A 17,951-nucleotide genomic window follows, 5' to 3' on the forward strand; every position below is an offset into this window, starting at 1 on the left:
ACCGGCGCGTACCGCGCCGCTCTATCGCCTTTGGATAGGCAAGAACGCCATGGATACGATACGCGAGGCTTCCGACAAGGAAGCGCGACGCACGGCCACTGCCACGGCCGTGGACCTCAAACTGCACACCGAACTCGCGCAAAAGGTGAGTACCGCGATGGCCACGCAGACGCTGGAGACCGGCATCGAACGCTCGATCGCCGCACTGCTCGACCTACAACATGACGACGGCCACTGGCTTTTCGAACTGGAAGCCGACGCGACGATCCCGGCCGAGTATGTGTTGCTGCGCCACCACCTGGGCGAGAAGGTCGATGCCGAACTCGAAGCGAAAGTTGCCGCGTATTTGCGCCGCATTCAGGGCGAGCATGGCGGCTGGCCGCTGTTCTACAACGGCAAGTTCGACATGAGTGCGAGCGTGAAGGCGTACTTCGCGCTCAAGATGATCGGCGATCCGGTCGACGCCCCGCACATGGTGCGCGCCCGCGAGGCGATCCTCTCGCGCGGCGGTGCGCAGAACGCGAACGTCTTCACGCGTATCCTGCTCGCGCTGTACGGCGTGCTGGAGTGGAAGGCCGTGCCGATGATGCCCGTCGAGATCATGCTGCTGCCGCAGTGGTTCCCGTTCCACCTCTCGAAGGTGTCGTACTGGGCACGCACGGTGATCGTGCCGTTGCTCGTGTTGCAGGCCAGACGCCCGCGTGCGCGCAACCCGAAGGGCATCGGCATCGACGAATTGTTCATCGGCAGCCCCAAGGATGTCGGTCCGCCCAGACGCGCGCCACATCAGAGCCGCTTCTGGTTCACGTTCTTCTCGGGCGTCGATCATGTGCTGCGCGCCCTCGATCCGTTTTTCCCGAAGAAGCTGCGCGAAAAGTCGATCAGGCGCGCTGTCGAGTTCGTGGAGGAGCGTCTGAACGGCGAAGACGGCCTGGGCGCCATCTATCCGGCCATGGCCAACGCCGTCATGATGTACGACGTGCTCGGCTATCCCGAAGATCATCCGAGCCGTGCCATTGCGCGCCGGTCGGTCGAGAAGCTGGTGACGCCGGCCGATCATGAAACGTACGTGCAGCCATGCCTGTCGCCGGTGTGGGACACCGCACTGTCGGCGCATGCGCTGCTGGAGACGGGCGACAAGCGCGCCATCGAACTGGCGGGCAAGGGCCTCGAATGGCTGATTCCGTTGCAGATTCTGGACGTGAGGGGCGACTGGATTTCCCGGCGCCCGAACGTGCGTCCCGGGGGCTGGGCGTTCCAGTTCGCCAACCCGCACTATCCGGACGTGGACGACACGGCGGTCGTCGCCATGGCGATGGATCGCTACGAAAAGCTCGCCGGCAAGTTCGAGAATCTCAAGATCGACGGGGCCGACCCGAAGACCCATGCGATGCGCTACGCCATCGACCGGGGAACGGAATGGGTGATCGGCATGCAGAGCAGTAATGGCGGCTGGGGCGCATTCGAGCCCGAGAACACCCATCTGTATCTGAACAGCATCCCGTTCTCGGACCATGGGGCGCTGCTCGATCCGCCGACGGTCGACGTCTCCGCACGCTGCCTGTCGATGCTGGCGCAATTGCCGCAGTCGCCCGAGCGCAAGGCGTCGGCCGATCTGGCGTTGAAGTACATTCTCGACGATCAGGAGGCCGACGGCAGCTGGTATGGCCGCTGGGGCATGAATTTCGTGTACGGCACGTGGTCGGCGATGTGCGGTCTCGCCGCGGCGGGTATTTTGCCCGAGCACCCGGCGATGGCGCGTGCCGCGCAGTGGCTCATCTCGATCCAGAATGCCGATGGCGGCTGGGGCGAAGACGGCGAGAGCTACAAGCTCGAATACAAGGGCTACGAAGCGGCGCCGAGCACGTCGTCGCAAACGGCGTGGGCGCTGCTGGGGCTGATGGCCGCAGGCAAGGCCGAACACCCGGCGGTCAGGCGAGGCGTCGACTACCTGCTCAATACACAGAACGATGAAGGTCTGTGGGACGAGGAACGCTACACGGCGACGGGCTTCCCGCGTGTGTTCTATCTTCGCTACCACGGCTATCGCAAGTTTTTCCCGCTGTGGGCGCTCGCGCGCTACCGCAACCTGACCGTGCGCAACGATTGCCCGGTGCCGTGCGGGATGTAACAAGGAAGTGCATGAGCCCGCCCATCATCGTCGTGACCGGTATGCCGTTCGAGGCGCGTATTGCCAAGGGCGACGGCGTGCACGTCGTCTGTGCGCAGAATCACACACTTGCCGATGCACTGGAGGCGGCGATTGCCCGTGAAGGCGCACGCGGTCTCGTGAGTTTCGGCACGGCAGGCGGCCTGATTCCCGGCGTGAAACCGGGCCAGTGGGTCGTTGCGCACACGGTGCTCGACATGCCGCAGCAGGCGCGTGAGTGCGCAACGTCGCTCGCGTGGGCGGATGCACTGCGCCGCGCGATGCCGGGGGCGCTGCTTGCCGATGTGGCGGGAGTGAGCGCCCCCGTGGTGAGCGCCGGTGACAAGGCGGCGTTGTTCCGCGAGAGCGGGGCGGCGGCGGCGGATATGGAGTCGCATATCGTCGCTCGCGTGGCGCAGGCACATGGTTTGCCGTTCGTGGTCGCGCGCGTGGTGATCGACCCGGCGGAGCGCTCGCTCCCGCCGGCGGCGCTCGCCGGCATGCGCAGCGATGGCTCGACCGACATTCTCGGTGTACTGCGCTCGCTCGCGGGCAATCCGCTTCAGTTGCCTGCGTTGCTGCGCGTGGGACAAGACGCCGGCCGCGCACGGCAAGCGATGAAGCATGGCCGTCGAATCGTTTCGCTCGAACTCGGCGATGGGTTCGGGGCGAGGGCCGTGGGAATCTGAGCGTCGCGTCGATCGTTTCGGTGTTTCGTGAAGGGCAGTGACGGCTCAAACGTCCGGCGACTGTTGCCCGCGCGCCTGCGCACGACCTTTCCACATGCCGCCGCGACCGCGCCAGTGTTGCAGCGCCGAGTCGAACGTGAAGACGGTGTAGAGCGCGGCGACGAGCGGCAGCATCGGGCCGAAACTCGACGGCTGATGATAGAAGCGCAGCATCGGCAGATACGAAATCGTCATGGCGATCCACGCGAACAGGCCCAGCCACTGGCCGATGCCTGACCCGAAGATCGTCATGACCGGCGGCACGATGAACGTGAGCAGCAACGAGACGATCGTGCTCGTGAGCAACACCGGTGAGTACTGCAACTGCGCGTACGCCGTGCGCGACACCATCTTGCGGATCTCGCCGAGGTTGTCGTACGGACGCATGCTGACCGCACGCTCCGTCAGTCCCAGCCAGATCGGCCCTTGCTTCTTGAGCATGCGTCCCATCGCGCAATCGTCGATGATTTCATCGCGAATCGCTTCGATGCCGCCACCCGCTTCGAGCGACGCCCGATGAATCAGCATGCACCCGCCGGCGGCGGCGGCCATCTTCTTCTTCGGATCGTTGACCCATGAGAAGGGGTAGAGCATCTGGAAGAACAGCACGAAGGCCGGGATCAGCGTGCGCTCGAACCACGCCGTGCAGCGCAGTTTCGCCATGAGCGAGACGAGCACGCGGTTTTCGCCCGTTGCCCGCGTGACCAGGCGGCGCACGTTCTCGGGCGAATGCGCGATGTCCGCATCGGTGTGCAGAAGGTATTCGGGCGCGACACCGTCGTCGTTCGTCGACGGATCGCTGGCGAACGCCACCCCCTGGCGCACCGCCCACATCTTGCCGGTCCAGCCACGAGGCAGTGGTTGGCCGCTCAGCACGTCGACGCGGCGCGTCAGGCCATCAGCGGCGGCGCGCGCCGCAGCGTCGCGCGCGAGGTCGGCCGTGCCGTCGCTGCTCTGATCGTCCACGACGACGATACGCAGGCGTCCCGGGTAGTCCTGACGGCAGAGCGACTCCACGACCTGACCGATCGATTCGGCTTCGTTACGTGCAGGGATGACAACGGCCACAGGCGGCCAGAGCGCCGGTGCGGGCAGACGGTCTTCGTCCAGATCGTCGCGCTCGCGTGCGCGCCAGAAGCCGCCTTGCGAGCTGAGCAGATAGATCCAGATGGCCAGCGACAGGCCGGCGATCCAGGCCAAAACAGTCATGAGAGGTATCCGGCAGAACCAAACCAGGTGAGCGCGTCGCGCAGACCCTCGGGATAGGCGCGGGCGGCGTAACCCAGCTCGCGCTTTGCCTTCTCCGAGGAGAAGAACATGTGATAACGCGACATCTTCAGGCCATCGACCGTCACGAACGGCTCTTTGCCTGTGAAGCGCGCCACGCCTTGCGCCGCCATCGCGAGCGGATAGAGGGGCCAGCGCGGCAACGCCACTTTCGGTGCCTTGCGCCCGACCATGCCGGCGATGCTCGCGAGCATGTCGCGCAGCAGGACATCGTCGCCGCCGAGAATGTAGCGCTCGCCTACACGGCCGCGCTCCAGCGCCAGCAAGTGGCCTTCGGCGCAATCGTCGACGTGCACGAGATTCAGGCCCGTATCGACGAACGCGGGAATCTTGCCTTGCGCCGCCTCGACGATGATGCGCCCGGTCGGCGTCGGCTTGATGTCGCGCGGCCCGATGGGCGTGGACGGGTTGACGATGACCGCGGGCAGACCGTCGTTGGCGATCATGCGCTCGACCAGACGCTCGGCCGCGACCTTGCTGCGCTTGTACACGCCGATGGTCGTGGCTTCTTCGTTCGGGGAGGTTTCGTCCACGGGGCCGGTGGCGTCGTGCACCCGCAGCGTGGCAACGCTGCTCGTGTACACCACACGCTCCACGCCTGCCCGCAGCGCGGCTTCCATTACCGTGCGCGTGCCGTCGATATTGGCCCGCATGATGTCGTTGGGATCTTTTGCCCAGAGGCGATAGTCGGCGGCGACATGGAGCAGGGCGTCCATGCCGGTGAGCGCGCGCCGCATCGAGTCGGCGTCGCGCATGTCGCCTTCCACGACCTCGACAGGCAGGTCGGCGAGGTTCGCGCGGGGGCTGGTGCCACGCACCAGCAGGCGAACCTCGTGACCGCGCGCGAGCGCCGTACGTGCTACCGCAGAACCGACGAACCCGGAGGCGCCGGTGACCAGCACTCGCGACGGCATTTACGCCTTGGCCCGGCGCAGTTCGTCGAGCTTGATCTCGACGTGCTTGGAGAATACGAACTCGGCAGGACGCTGCTTGGCGAACGAGATGTCGTCGGCCATTTTGCCTTCGGTCCGAACGCCCTTGATCGCCACACCCAGTGCACGCAGCGGATGCGAGATCGTCTCGTTCACGGCCGTGGCTTCGAAGCCACTGTGCACCATGCAGTCGGCGCACTTCTCATAGTTGCCCACACCGTACTTGTCCCAGTCGGTGGTGTTCATCAGCTCCGTATACGTCTTGGCATAGCCTTCGCCGAGCAGGTAGCACGGACGCTGCCAGCCGAACACGGTACGCGTCGGGTTGCCCCATGGCGTGCAGTGGTAAGAACGGTTGCCGGCGAGGAAGTCAAGGAACAGGCTCGACTGGCTGAACGTCCATTTCTTGCCGCCATTGCCGCGCTTGAGAATGTCGCGGAACAGTTGCTTGGTCTTCGAACGGTTCAGGAAGTGCTGCTGGTCCGGCGCGCGCTCGTAGGCATAGCCCGGCGAGACGGTAATGCCGTCGAGGCCCAGATCCTTCGTCGAATCGAAGAACCTGGCGACCTTTTCCGGATCGGCGTTGTTGAACAGCGTGCAGTTGATGTTCACACGGAAGCCGCGCGACTTCGCCAGCTTGATGGCGGCCACGGCGCGGTCGTACACACCTTCCTGCGACACGGCGGCGTCGTGCATTTCACGGTCGCCGTCGAGGTGGATCGACCAGACGAAGAACGGGCTCGGCTCGTAGTCGTCGATCTTCTTCTCGAGCAGCAGCGCGTTCGTGCACAGATAGACGAACTTCTTGCGCGCGATAATGCCCTTGACGATCTGCGGCATTTCCTTGTGCAGCAGCGGCTCGCCCCCGGCGATCGAGACCACCGGCGCGCCGCATTCGTCCACGGCGTCGAGCGACTCCTGGAGCGAGACGCGCTGGTTCAGGATCGGATCCGGATAGTCGATCTTGCCGCAGCCCGAGCAGGCGAGGTTGCAGCGAAAGAGCGGTTCGAGCATCAGCACCAGCGGGTAGCGCTTGACGCCCTTGAAGCGTTGCTTCATCAGATAGGCGCCAACATACGCCTGTTGCAGGAAGGGGATGGCCAAGTTCGGCTCCTGTTCGTATAGCGTTAGCCGGCGACCGCGTGGCGTGCGGCGACCGGCTCGTCTTTGGTCAATTCCGACGGCAAGCGGAACTGGATGGTTTCCTCGATGCCGTCCATGAGAGTCACTTCGACCGTGTCGATGCGACGCAGCGCTTCGATCACGTCTTCGACCATGCGCTCGGGCGCGGACGCCCCTGCGGTGATGCCGATGCGGGCCATGCCGCGCACCCACTCCGGATTCACTTCGGAGCCGTCGGCCACGAGATAGCTCGGCAGGCCCATTTCGGAGCCGATTTCACGCAGGCGGTTCGAGTTCGAGCTGTTCGTCGCCCCGACGACGAGCAGAACGTCCACACGCTCGCACAGTTCGCGCACGGCGGTCTGGCGATTTTGCGTGGCGTAGCAGATGTCTTTGGTATTCGGGCCGACGATATTGGTAAAGCGACGTTGCAGCGCAGCAATGATACCCCGAGTCTCGTCGACCGACAGCGTGGTCTGCGTCACGTACGAGACCGGCGTATCGATGGCGAGCGGCAAAGCCTCGACATCCGCTTCGGTTTGCACGAGATGCACGGGGCCGTCGATCTGCCCCATCGTCCCTTCGACTTCCGGATGGCCGGCGTGCCCGATCAGAATGACTTCGCGCCCGGCGGAGACATAATTCTTGCCTTGAATATGTACCTTGGTGACGAGCGGGCAGGTGGCATTGAGTACCTTGAGGCCGCGAATTTCCGCTTCCTGCTCGACGACGCGCGCGACACCGTGGGCGCTGAAAATGGTCACCGCGCCCGCCGGGGCCTCGGACAACTCGGCAATGAAGCGCGCGCCCTTGGCCTTGAGCGAATCGACCACATGCTTGTTATGGACGATTTCATGGCGAACGTAGACGGGAGCGCCGTATTTTTCCAGCGCACGCTCTACGATCTCGATGGCACGTATGACACCCGCACAAAACCCGCGGGGTTGGGCAAGTAGGACTTGCATTCAGCTCTCCGGCTCAGGTCGGCCGGGATGGCGGTGTCTATCGGGTGCCCATGGATGCCACCTCGGGTGGAAGTGGCTTCATGGAGCACGCGAGGCCAGTTTCGATGGCAAATCGCGTGCACCCTCGGGGGAACCGCCGTCCGGTCGTTTGACAAGCAGCGATTGTAACCGCCGCGGCCAAATATTGCAGACGACCCCTTGTCCCGAGGCATCGGCAACTGTTGCGAAAATGTTGACGAATCGGCGCCTAACTGGCGGCGATCTTCGCCGATTCCGTGGCGTTTCCGGTAAAACGCCGCCGAATGCCCGCCGCAGACGCCCGCGGGTCGCGACCTGGGTCGCCAAGTCGTTGATTTTATTTGCCGAAACGCTCGTTCTTCTCTTGCAGGTAGGCGATGAGGCTGTCGATGCCGCCCTGCGCGATGCGTGCCTTGAACTGGGGCTGATACAACTGGATGAGCCAGGCGTTGGCCACGTTCTCGCCCATCATGTTGATGTCGTAGATCTTCCAGCCCTTGTCCGTCTTGGCCAGGCGGTAGGCGACCGACAGGTTGTCGCCCGGGCCGCTGACCGTGGCGCCGACCACGACGTCGCTGCTGTTCGCCGTCAGCTTGGCCGGCTCGAACTTGAACTTGATGTCGTTGCCGCGCACCTGCGAGAGTTGCAGCGCGAATGTGTTGACGAGCAGTTGCTGGAATGCTTCGAAGACCTTCTTTTGCTGCTCGGGCGTTGCGGCGTCGAACACCTTCGGGCCGACGGCATAGCGCGTGGTGCGCAGGAAATCGGCATACGGCAGGAAATCGCGCGCGACGACGCGCGCCGTGGCGTTCACGTCGCCGGTTTTGGCAGCCGCATCGGCCTTCACGCCCTTGACGACCGTCTCGACGGCTGTCTTCACCATGTCGTTCGGATTGGCGCTGGCCTGAGCCCAGGCGGCCGATGCGCCACCGATGCCGCTCAGGGCGACGGCGGCAACCGTCATCAGAAATTTGTTCATGCCAGATTGTCTTGATCGATTGAATTCGGAGCAGGCCGTAGTGTAGTCCACGTGATGCCCATGCGGCCCCTGTATACTGCTGCGATTTTGTAAATTCACTATTGCCATCGCTCTTGTCGCATTCCCTGGGCTGATCGACGGGCATCGGTCCCGATTGGTTCCTGATTGCAGCGAACGTTTAACCTTTCGTTACGTCTTTCGTTTTCGTCGCGCCTGGTATCGTTTGGTGTCGTCCGGTATCGTTTCGGCCCCGCCCGGCCGGGCGGCAGGAAAATGCGCCGGGCCCGACGGTGAGACTTCCACTTTCTTCCGGAACCGCTACATGCTGACTTCGCTCGTGGTGCGCATCGTCCGATTTTCGGCGAAGCACGCGTACCCGGTCATCTTCGCCTCGCTGCTGCTCGTGGTGGCCAGTTGCGTGTACGTTGCGAAGCACTTCGCGATCAACACCGACATTTCCAGCCTGATCGACCTGAACACGCCGGCCGCCGAGCGCGGCCGCGAGATCGATCGCGCTTTCCCGCAGAAGACCGATCTGACGCTCGCTGTCGTGCAGGCGCCGGCCGCCGAATTCGCCGACAGGGCGGCCGCCGAACTGGCGAAGCGGCTGGAGACGGAGACGGACGTATTTCGTAGCGTGAGCCGTCCCGGCGCGGGCGATTTTTTCGCCCACAACGCCTTGCTCTTCGCCTCGACCGACGACGTCAGGTCGCTCACCGGCAAGCTTGAAGACGCCAGGCCGCTGCTCAACCGTCTGGCTCAGGATCCGAGCCTCGCCGGTCTGTCGAACCTGCTGTCGGTGACGCTGCAAACACCGCTTCTTACCGGTCAGGTAAAGCTCGCGGACATGACGCGTCTGCTGGAGAACGCGGCGCAGACTTCGGAAGCGGTTCTGGCGAACCGCCCGGCAGGCATGTCGTGGCGCGCGCTGGCCGCCCCGGATACCGTGGCGCGCAGCTACGTGCAGGTGCAGCCGGTGCTCGATTATGCGGCGCTCGAAGCGGGCGCGAACGCGGCCACACGCATTCGCGATGCCGTCGCCGATCTGAAGCTTGCCGAGCGCTACGGTGCGACGGTGCGCCTCACGGGCCCGCGCCCCCTGTCGGACGAGGAATTCGCGTCGGTGCGTGAGGATGCCGGCCCGAATGCCGCCATCACGCTGCTTGCCGTGCTGGTGGTGCTGTGGCTGGCCGTGCGCTCCGGCAAGATGATTCTCGCGGTGTTCATCACGCTGCTTGCCGGGCTGGCAGTGACGTTTGCGCTGGGTCTGATGATGGTGGGGGCGCTCAACATGATTTCCGTGGCTTTTGCGGTGCTGTTCGTTGGCATCGGCGTGGACTTCGGCATTCAGTTCGGCGTGCGCTACCGCGAGGAGCGGCACCGTCTGGAGCACGGCGAGGCGACACCCGCGGACGACGTGCTGCGCGGCGCGCTGGCCGGCGCGGGCAAGGCGATTGCGATGCCGCTGTCGCTGGCCGCTGCGGCGACCGCCGCGAGCTTCTTCTCGTTCCTGCCGACCGACTATCGCGGCGTGTCGGAGCTGGGGCTGATCGCCGGTGTGGGCATTCTGTGCGTGGCGTTCCCGTCGGCGATCACGTTGCTGCCGGCGCTCATCAGTGTATTCAAGCCCAAGGGCGAAGCGAGTCCGCCGGGGTTTCGCAGCCTCGGGCCGGTCGACGAATTCACCGAGAAGCATCGCAAGCCGTTGCTTTACGGCACGCTGGCGTTGGTCGTTGCCGGGCTGCCGCTGCTCGCGCATCTGCATTTCGACTTCAATCCACTGCATTTGAAGGACCCGCACACGGAGTCGATGGCAACGCTCATCGATCTGTCGAATTCGCCTGAAGCGGGCGTGAACGACGTGCAGTGGCTTGCACCGGACCTCGCCGCGGCCGACGCCGAAGCCGCCAGGCTTCGCGCCGTCCCGGAGGTGGGCCGTGTCGTGACGCTCACGACCTTCCTTCCCTCCGACCAGCCGGCCAAGCTGGCGATGATCGCCACCTCGGCGAAATCGTTGCTGCCGGTGCTCACGCAAACGCCGCTCGCCCCGGTGCCCGATGCGACGCGCGTCTCCGCGCTCAAGACGGCGGCGGGCCAACTGGAAGACGCGGCCCTCGACTATCCGGGCGAAGGCGCGAAGCAGGCGCAACGTCTTGCCGCGGCGCTGCGTAAGCTTGCGGCGGCGGATTCCGCCACGCGCGATCGCGCCGAGCGCGCGTTTGCCGGCCCGCTGAAGCTGGTGCTCGGCCAATTGCGCGACGCACTGCAACCGCAGCGGGTGACGCGCGAGTCGCTGCCGAAGGACATTGCCTCCCAATGGGTGGCCGCCGACGGACGCGCGCTCGTGAACATTTCCCCGCGTGTGGCGAAGGGCGCGGATCCAAGCGACGACGTGATGCTGCGCAAGTTCACCGAGGCCGTATTGCGCACGACGCCGGACGCGGTCGGCGGTCCGATCTCCATCCTGCGCTCGGCCAACACCATCATCCGGGCATTCATCGAAGCCGGCGTGTGGGCGTTGCTGTCGATCACCGTGCTGCTGTGGCTCGCGTTGCGCAATTTCGGCGACGTGCTGCGAACGCTCGTGCCGCTGCTGGTCTCGGCGGCCGTGACGCTCGAAGTGACGGTGCTGATCGGCTTGCCGCTGAACTTCGCGAACATCATCGCGCTGCCGTTGCTGCTGGGCGTGGGCGTGGCGTTCAAGATCTACTACGTGATCGCCTGGCGTCACGGTCAATATCGTTTGCTGGCTTCCGGGCTGACGCAGGCGATCGTGCTGTCCGCGGCGACGACCGGGATTGCGTTCGGCAGTCTGTGGCTGTCGCATCATCCGGGCACATCGAGCATGGGCAAGCTGTTGGCCCTGTCGCTCGTCTGCACGCTGATCGGCGCGGTGTTCTTCCAGCAGGTACTCATGGGCAAGCCGAAGACGCACGAGGACGAGGGGGCGATGCCGCCAAAACAGCCCTGACGTCCGGCATGGCGCGCGGGCAACAAAAAAACGGCACCGGGAGGTGCCGTCTTGCTTTCCTGCCCCGCTGGAGGACCGGATGACTTACACGGACTCGACCTTGCCTCCCAGCCGCTCGGCCATTGCGCGGCGAATCGAGGCGGTGATACCCGATGCGTCGAGACCGACGGACGCCAGTTGTTGCGCGGGTGTGCCCTGATCGATGTACGTGTCGGGCAATCCCAGTTGCAGCACCGGAATCGCAACCCCGTTCGCGTTGAGCGCTTCGATGCATGCCGTGCCCGCACCGCCCATCACGGCACCTTCTTCCAGCGTGACGATCAGGTCATGCGTACGCGCCATGTCGAGCACCGTCGCTTCGTCGAGCGGCTTCACGAACCGCATGTTGACCACACTGGCGTCGAATTCGTCGGCGATCTGCTCGGCCAGCGCCACCATCGAGCCGAACGCGAGCATCGCCACGCGGCGCCCGGCGGGGGCGGTGCTCTGGCGGCGCGTCTGCGCATGCCCCACGGGCAGCGTCGACAGACCGGCTTCGGTCGCCACGCCCGGACCCGTGCCGCGCGGATAGCGCACCGCACTGGGACCGTCGATGCCAAGCGCCGTTTGCAACATCAGACGGCATTCGTTCTCGTCGGCCGGCGCCATCACCACCATGTTCGGAATGCAGCGCAGGTAGGCCATGTCGTAGGCGCCCGCATGCGTCGCCCCGTCGGCGCCCACCAGACCGCCGCGGTCGATGGCCAAAAGCACCGGCAGATTCTGCAAGGCGACATCGTGAATCAGCTGATCGTAGCCGCGTTGCAGGAACGTCGAATAGATCGCGACGACAGGCCGCAGGCCTTCGGTTGCCAGGCCGCCCGCGAAAGTCACCGCGTGTTGCTCGGCGATGCCGACGTCGTAATAGCGCTCCGGAAAACGCTTCTCGAACTCCACCAACCCGGAGCCCTCGCGCATCGCCGGCGTGATGCCGACGACACGCTTGTCCGCCGCTGCCGCATCGCACAGCCATTGCCCGAACACCTGCGTATAAGTCTTGGCCGAGACGGTGCCCGGTGCGGCCGGACGAATGCCTTCGCTGGGATTGAATTTGCCCGGGCCGTGATACAGCACCGGATCGGCTTCGGCAAGCTTGTAGCCGCGGCCCTTGCGCGTGACGACGTGCAGGAACTGCGGCCCCCTGAGCGCCTTGATGTTCTCCAGTGCGGGAATCAGGGCGTCGAGATCGTGCCCGTCGATGGGGCCGAGATAATTGAAGCCGAACTCCTCGAACATCGTGCCCGTCGGCGAGACGATGGCCTTGGCGTGTTCTTCGAGCTTGTGGGCGAGTTCGCGCATCGGCGCCGGGGCGTTGCGCAGCAGATTGCGCACGCTTTCCTTGCCCGCCGAGTAGAACTGGCCGGACATCAGCCGCGTGAGGTACTGGTTGAGCGCGCCCACCGGCGGTGAGATCGACATGTCGTTGTCGTTGAGCACGACGAGAAACGGCAGATCGTCATACACCCCGGCATTGTTCAGGGCTTCGAACGCTTCGCCCGCGGTCATCGCGCCATCGCCGATCACGGCAATCGCGTGACGCTTCTCACCCTTGACCTTGCTCGCCAGCGCCATGCCTAGTGCCGCCGAGATCGACGTGCTCGAATGCGCTGTGCCGAACGTGTCGTACGGCGACTCGTCGCGCTTCGGAAACCCCGACAGGCCTTGCCACTGACGCAGCGTCGGCATGGCCTCACGCCGCCCCGTCAGGATCTTGTGCGGGTAGGTCTGGTGACCCACGTCCCACACGATCCGGTCGTTGGGCGTATCGAAGACGTAGTGCAGGGCAATCGTCAGTTCGACGGTGCCCAGATTCGACGACAGATGCCCGCCCGTGCGCGAGACGTTCTCGAGCACGCAGGCGCGCAGCTCGTCGGCCACGCGTCGCAGTTCGGCGCGCGAGAGGGCGCGCAATTCGGCCGGGGATGGGATGCTGGCTAACAAATCGGTCATGGCTGAACGTCCGTCCCCGGGGCTTAGTTCACCAGTCTGGCGAAGGAAGCCAGCAGGCGATCGATGTCGGCCGCGCTGAGATTGCCCATCGTCGAGATGCGGAACAGTTCCTTCGACAGGCCGCCCTGACCGGCATAAATCACAAAGCCGTCGGCCTTGAGCCAGTCGTGCAGACGCGGGTAGTCGACGCCCGCCGGCAGCTTGTACGCGCGCAACACGACCGAGGATTCCCCCGGCGGCAACACGCTGTCGATACCGAGCGCGGCCAGGCCGGCACGCGCCTGCTCGGCGAGCGCGCCGTAGTGGGCGTGGCGCTTTTGCCAACCGCCCGCATCCTCGAGCTCGCGCAGCGCTTCGACCAGTGCGTAGTACGCTTGCACGGACGGCGTGAACGGTGTGTTGCGCTCGGCTTGCAGCTTTGCCAGGCGCGCAATGTCGAGGTAGTACGTACGGCTGTGGGCCTTGGCGAGCGCGTCCCTGCGCACCAGCACGAAAGACACGCCCGGCACGCCATGTACGCATTTGTTGGCCGTCGCGGCGACCGCGACGATGCCCGAGTCGTCGAAGTCGATGGCTTCGGCGGCAAAACTGCTCACACCGTCGACCAGCAGATCGATGCCGCGCTCGCGGCAAACGCGGGAAATGCCGCTCAGATCGTTCAAACGGCCCGTCGTCGTTTCGTGATGAATGATCGCCACGTTCGTGTACGGGCGATCCCCGGCGGCGTCGAGCTTCGCGACGATCTGCGCCAGATCCGGGGCCTGCATCCATTCGAAGTGAATGACGTCGTGATCGACGCGATATTGCTTGGCGATCTGCGAAATACGCTCACCGTACACACCGTTCTCGACGATCAGCAGGCGGCCGTTTTCCGGCACGAGACCCGCGGTCATGCTCTCGACGGCAGCCGTGCCCGAGCCGGTCATCAGCACCGGTGTCCACACAGCCGGATCGAGGCCGTAGACGGCCGTCAGGCGTGCGCGAGCTTCGTCCTGCAAGTCGAAAAACTCGGGTTCTCGGTGGCACAGATCGGGTTGCAGCAGACTTTTGCGAACACGCTCGGTCAGGGTAACGGGGCCCGGGTTCAGTAACAGCATGGCGAAGCTTCCTCGGCAGATGTCGTGCGAATAAGGGGGGGACGCTCAGGCCGATACCTGTGCGCGTCGTGCAATATGGTTTATCAGGCGCGACTTGACCGCTTCCGGTGTGACCTTCGGCCGCGGCAATCCGTCCGGCGTGCCCGGGCGCGTGCTCAGGCAGGCGAAGCGCGGGCCGTCGTTCAGGCTGGCGCTGCTGCCATCGAACAGTTGCTCGATGACCTCCAGCGTATCGCCTTCGAGCGCCAGCGCGTAACCGCTCGCGGCGGCGATGCCCGCGAAGGACACCGTCGGCGATACCGTCGCCTGTGCGCCGGTCGAGTCGTGCGAGGCGTTGTCGAGCAAAAGATGCACGAGGTTCGACGGGCCGTAAGCGCCCAGCGTGGCAAAGGCGCCCATACGCATGAGCGCCGCACCGTCGCCATCGAGTGCCACCACACGAAGATCGGGACGTGCCAGGGCAAGACCCAGCGCGAGGGTTGTGACGCAACCCATCGAGCCGACCATGTAGAGCTGGTTGGCGCGATCGTCGAGGGCGTACAGTTCACGGCCGCAGAAGCCGGTCGACGCCAGCACCACGGTGCTGTCCAGCGGTGTGTGGGCGATCACGCGGGAGAGGGCGTCGCGACGTGTCGGCATCTCCGACGGTGCCACGCCCTTCGTGACGGAGACGGGCGCGGGCTGCGCCGGTCGCGCCGGACGCTCGCCGGGCTGCAACGGGAACGGCGCCACGCTGCCCTTTTGCATCACGAGCGCGTAAGGGCGGCCGGTTTCGTCCATATGCCGTACGGCACGCGCGAGCGCCGGGCCGATGGCTTCGGGCGAGGTCGGGAACAACTCCCACGGCACTTCCATCAGGTCGAGCATGGCCGGCGTGATCGGACCCATGAGCGCGTGCTGCGGCTCATCGGTGATGCCCGGCTGGCCGCGCCATGTCACGATCAGCAATTGCGGCAGACGGAACGTCCAGGTCAGCGACGTGAGCGGGCTCACCGCGTTGCCAAGGCCCGAGTTCTGCATCATCGTGACGGCACGTGCGCCACGGCCTTCTCCGAGGGTCGCACCGGCCGCAATGGCAACCGCATCGCCCTCGTTGGCCGCCGACAGGTAATGCAGCGTGGGGTCTTGCAGCACGTAGTTGATGAACGGCGTGAGAAACGAGCATGGCACGCCGGTGTACCACGTAAAGCCGTGCCGGCGCGCGGCCTCGACAAACTGTCCTGCCTCAATCACCATGCGTCTCCGAAGCGGCGGCGGACAGCGGCGTCTGGCCATGAGCGAAGTCGGCCGCGCGGCGGAATTCGTCCATGTCGTTCACACCGCGCCAGTGACCGTGTACGTACTGCACTTCGATCCGGGCGCCGTCGGCGGCCAGTGCGTTGATGAGTTCCGGCATGCCGAGCCGGTCGAAGTCGGGGCGCGTTTGCAGCGCGGCGAAAACACGTTGCAATTGCGCACGGCCGGCGTCGCCGCGCACGCCCAGCAGACCGATCCAGCGGCCGTTCGGGGTACGCCCGGCATCCGGGGCTTCGCCGCTGATTTTCTCGAGCAGCACCTGCTGCCCGAACAGACCGCGGTCGTCGCCCGCCGAGCAATACGCGAAGTCGCGCACGCTGGCGTTGGCCGCATTGGCCGCATTGGCCGCGGCGGTGGAGTCGACCACGACGGTAAAGTCGGCGTCGCTCTCGACAAGATCGCGCACGATGTAGCTGCGGAACAGCAGGTCGCCATATGAGATGACGGTGTCTTGCGTGAAGGCGTTCGTCACGCAGGCGAGCGAGGCCAGTTCACCCGTTTCGGCGTGGCGTTCGTTGATCGCGAGCGTGATGCCGGCGGTGTCGATGGCGTCGGCGCGATAGCCGCCCACGACCGTGATGTCGTTCACCCCCTGCTTTTTGAAGCCGTCGACCAGCCAGCGCAGCAGCGGCTTGCCGGCGACCGGCAGCATGACCTTCGGCCGGTCCGTCGTCACGCTCTCGAGGTTCTTGCCACGGCTCGCGGCCAGCACGATGGCCGAGCGCGGCGCGTTGGCGGCGGACAGATAGCGGTCTTCGGCCCGCGAGTATTCGTCGGCGTCCTGCAGGCGGAAGATCTCGTCGACCGTGGCCACGCGGTCTTCCACATTGATCAGCGTTTCGTTGCGATGGATCTCGGCCGCGACGGACTGCATGGCCGAAGTCGCCGCACGCAGCAGATGGTTCGCCCAGATCACGAGGCTGATATTGGCTTCGCGAAACACGTCGGTCGGCGTGCTGTAGTACTTCGTCGGCACGATTCCCAGCGGGCAGCGGTTGCCCCACTCGCGCGCGAATTGCACGATTTCGTCGGCGCGCTTGAGCTTGCTGTGAATCAGGATGGCGTCCGCGCCTGCCTGGCGATAGGCCTCGGCACGGCGCAGGGCTTCTTCCATGCCCCAGCCGGCGATCAGCGCTTCGACACGGGCAACGATGGAGAAGTCGTCGTCGGCCTGCGAATCCTTGCCAGCCTTGATCTTGCCGCAGAACTCGTCGATATCGGCCAGCGGCTGGCGTTCGCCGCCAATGAAGCTGTTCGTCTTGGGGAAGACCTTGTCTTCGATGCACACGCCCGCAATGCCGCGTTGCTCCAACTTGCGCACCAGACGCCGCATGTTGTTGAAGTTGCCGTAGCCGGTGTCGCCGTCGAGCAGGATCGGCAGATCGCTGGCGTCGGCCATGAATTCGAGGTTGTCGACGACCTGTGTCCAACTGGCTTCGTTGTTGTCGCGAACACCGAACTGCGCCGAGATGGTCAGACCGGACGCCCAGATTCCCTTGAAGCCGGCTTCGCGCACGATGCGCGCGGAAATGCCGTTATGCGCTTCCATCAGGAATTCGAGCTGGTTGCTGCGCAGCATGGCGCGCAGCTGCGCCGCGCGCGTGGCGCCCGGCGGTAGGGAGATTGCGTCGGGAGCGTTCATTCGGACACCATCGTGAGCGGTTCAAGTTGCGGCAGCACCTCGTCGGCGGCGCGCTTCACATCTTCAGGGTAGTCGATTTCGATCCACGGGAAGCCCGTGACATCCGCCGTTTCGAATTGTGCACCACGCTCGAGCAGCAAGTCGCGCACCGCCTCTTCGTGCGGCATCCTGGCGCGGCCGGATTCGACGTAATCACGCGTGATGTCGGCCAGACGCGCCGCCGTCGCTTCATTGAAACGGAAGAAGCCGACCGATTCGCCCACGGTGTCGTATTCCAGACCGACCATGACCTGCTTGCGCAGTTCGACAGGAACGCCGTCGCGCAGGCACAGCTTGACCGGCTCGTCGCCCACTTCGAAGTCGCGGTCGATGAGCAGACGGTTGGCCGTCTCGCCGGCAACCAGCGCGTTGAAAATGCGCTGGTCGTACAGCACGTCGGCATCCATGACGAGGACATCGCCACCGGCGGTCATGGCCTCTGCCGTCACGTGCAGCGTCAGCACACTGCCCAGATTGAATTCCGGGTTGAGATAAATCCTGGGACGCGGCGTCCAGTTCAGGCGGTCGAGCTCCTGGCTCACCTGTTCGTGATGAAAACCGAGCGCGAGCACGACATCGGTGATACCGGCAGCGGCCAGCATGCGAAGGTGGCGCTCGAGCAGCGACATGCCGTCGAACTTCAGCAAGCACTTGGGCGACTGCTTGTCTTCGGGCTGGAGCAAACGCAGGCCCATGCCTGCTGCGAGAATGATGGCCCGCATGGTGGATTTCCTTCT

At 64.9% G+C, this 17,951-nt stretch carries 13 protein-coding genes; 3 read left to right on the plus strand and 10 right to left on the minus strand.

From position 1 onward, the window contains the following. The first annotated feature begins 157 nt into the window (after positions 1-157). Both shc and AB870_RS06555 read left to right on the plus strand, forming a co-directional pair. Positions 158-2,131, plus strand: a complete 1,974-nt coding sequence (gene shc / locus AB870_RS06550) for a squalene--hopene cyclase (RefSeq protein WP_047908886.1) — start codon at positions 158-160, stop codon at positions 2,129-2,131. Positions 2,132-2,142: 11 nt separating this feature from the next. Beyond that, positions 2,143-2,838 (plus strand): phosphorylase, encoded by a 696-nt coding sequence (locus AB870_RS06555; RefSeq protein WP_047907394.1) that lies wholly within the window; start codon positions 2,143-2,145, stop codon positions 2,836-2,838. A 45-nt stretch (positions 2,839-2,883) separates the two neighbouring features. On the opposite strand, the gene AB870_RS06560 is transcribed toward AB870_RS06555, so the two are convergent. The 5 genes from AB870_RS06560 to AB870_RS06580 form a co-directional block, all read right to left on the minus strand. Then, the gene (locus AB870_RS06560) at positions 2,884-4,086 is read right to left on the minus strand and encodes a glycosyltransferase (RefSeq protein ID WP_047907395.1); all 1,203 of its coding nucleotides are present in this window, start codon (positions 4,084-4,086) and stop codon (positions 2,884-2,886) included. After that, complete coding sequence (gene hpnA / locus AB870_RS06565) at positions 4,083-5,078, minus strand: hopanoid-associated sugar epimerase (RefSeq protein ID WP_047907396.1); 996 nt, start codon at positions 5,076-5,078, stop codon at positions 4,083-4,085. The genes AB870_RS06560 and hpnA overlap by 4 nt, the downstream gene beginning before the upstream one ends. Continuing rightward, positions 5,079-6,200 (minus strand): adenosyl-hopene transferase HpnH, encoded by a 1,122-nt coding sequence (gene hpnH / locus AB870_RS06570; protein ID WP_047907397.1) that lies wholly within the window; start codon positions 6,198-6,200, stop codon positions 5,079-5,081. A 23-nt stretch (positions 6,201-6,223) separates the two neighbouring features. Further along, positions 6,224-7,183 (minus strand): 4-hydroxy-3-methylbut-2-enyl diphosphate reductase, encoded by a 960-nt coding sequence (gene ispH / locus AB870_RS06575; RefSeq protein WP_047907398.1) that lies wholly within the window; start codon positions 7,181-7,183, stop codon positions 6,224-6,226. Between the two features lie 355 nt (positions 7,184-7,538). Next, the gene (locus AB870_RS06580; RefSeq protein ID WP_047907399.1) at positions 7,539-8,180 is read right to left on the minus strand and encodes an MlaC/ttg2D family ABC transporter substrate-binding protein; all 642 of its coding nucleotides are present in this window, start codon (positions 8,178-8,180) and stop codon (positions 7,539-7,541) included. A 322-nt stretch (positions 8,181-8,502) separates the two neighbouring features. On the opposite strand from AB870_RS06580, the gene hpnN reads away from it, so the two are divergent. Beyond that, entirely contained in the window at positions 8,503-11,151 is a 2,649-nt protein-coding gene (hpnN, locus tag AB870_RS06585) for a hopanoid transporter HpnN (protein WP_047907400.1), read from the plus strand. An 84-nt stretch (positions 11,152-11,235) separates the two neighbouring features. Here hpnN and dxs read toward each other — a convergent pair whose 3' ends face one another. The 5 genes from dxs to AB870_RS06610 are packed head-to-tail and all read right to left on the minus strand — an operon-like array spanning position 11,236 to position 17,936. Continuing rightward, complete coding sequence (gene dxs / locus AB870_RS06590) at positions 11,236-13,140, minus strand: 1-deoxy-D-xylulose-5-phosphate synthase (RefSeq protein WP_047907401.1); 1,905 nt, start codon at positions 13,138-13,140, stop codon at positions 11,236-11,238. Between the two features lie 23 nt (positions 13,141-13,163). Next, positions 13,164-14,237, minus strand: a complete 1,074-nt coding sequence (locus AB870_RS06595; protein WP_047907402.1) for a 2-aminoethylphosphonate aminotransferase — start codon at positions 14,235-14,237, stop codon at positions 13,164-13,166. 45 nt (positions 14,238-14,282) lie between these two features. Then, the gene (gene aepY, locus AB870_RS06600) at positions 14,283-15,470 is read right to left on the minus strand and encodes a phosphonopyruvate decarboxylase (RefSeq protein ID WP_047908887.1); all 1,188 of its coding nucleotides are present in this window, start codon (positions 15,468-15,470) and stop codon (positions 14,283-14,285) included. Next, on the minus strand, positions 15,463-17,175 hold the full coding sequence (gene aepX, locus AB870_RS06605) for a phosphoenolpyruvate mutase (RefSeq protein WP_047907403.1): 1,713 nt from the start codon (positions 17,173-17,175) through the stop codon (positions 15,463-15,465). Before aepX ends, aepY begins: the two co-directional genes overlap by 8 nt. Continuing rightward, entirely contained in the window at positions 17,172-17,936 is a 765-nt protein-coding gene (locus AB870_RS06610) for a phosphocholine cytidylyltransferase family protein (RefSeq protein ID WP_047907404.1), read from the minus strand. Before AB870_RS06610 ends, aepX begins: the two co-directional genes overlap by 4 nt. Between the last annotated feature and the right edge of the window lie 15 nt (positions 17,937-17,951).

Source organism: Pandoraea faecigallinarum (genome assembly GCF_001029105.3).
Classification (GTDB): domain Bacteria; phylum Pseudomonadota; class Gammaproteobacteria; order Burkholderiales; family Burkholderiaceae; genus Pandoraea; species Pandoraea faecigallinarum.

Excerpts from the sequence above, each read along its gene's own strand:
- shc (WP_047908886.1), top strand. The coding sequence starts at position 158 with ATGGCCACGCAGACGCTGGAGACCGGCATCGAACGCTCGATCGCCGCA.
- AB870_RS06555 (WP_047907394.1), top strand. The coding sequence starts at position 2,143 with ATGAGCCCGCCCATCATCGTCGTGACCGGTATGCCGTTCGAGGCGCGT.
- AB870_RS06560 (WP_047907395.1), bottom strand. The coding sequence starts at position 4,086 with ATGACTGTTTTGGCCTGGATCGCCGGCCTGTCGCTGGCCATCTGGATC.
- hpnA (WP_047907396.1), bottom strand. The coding sequence starts at position 5,078 with ATGCCGTCGCGAGTGCTGGTCACCGGCGCCTCCGGGTTCGTCGGTTCT.
- ispH (WP_047907398.1), bottom strand. The coding sequence starts at position 7,183 with ATGCAAGTCCTACTTGCCCAACCCCGCGGGTTTTGTGCGGGTGTCATA.
- AB870_RS06580 (WP_047907399.1), bottom strand. The coding sequence starts at position 8,180 with ATGAACAAATTTCTGATGACGGTTGCCGCCGTCGCCCTGAGCGGCATC.
- hpnN (WP_047907400.1), top strand. The coding sequence starts at position 8,503 with ATGCTGACTTCGCTCGTGGTGCGCATCGTCCGATTTTCGGCGAAGCAC.
- dxs (WP_047907401.1), bottom strand. The coding sequence starts at position 13,140 with ATGACCGATTTGTTAGCCAGCATCCCATCCCCGGCCGAATTGCGCGCC.
- AB870_RS06595 (WP_047907402.1), bottom strand. The coding sequence starts at position 14,237 with ATGCTGTTACTGAACCCGGGCCCCGTTACCCTGACCGAGCGTGTTCGC.
- aepX (WP_047907403.1), bottom strand. The coding sequence starts at position 17,175 with ATGAACGCTCCCGACGCAATCTCCCTACCGCCGGGCGCCACGCGCGCG.
- AB870_RS06610 (WP_047907404.1), bottom strand. The coding sequence starts at position 17,936 with ATGCGGGCCATCATTCTCGCAGCAGGCATGGGCCTGCGTTTGCTCCAG.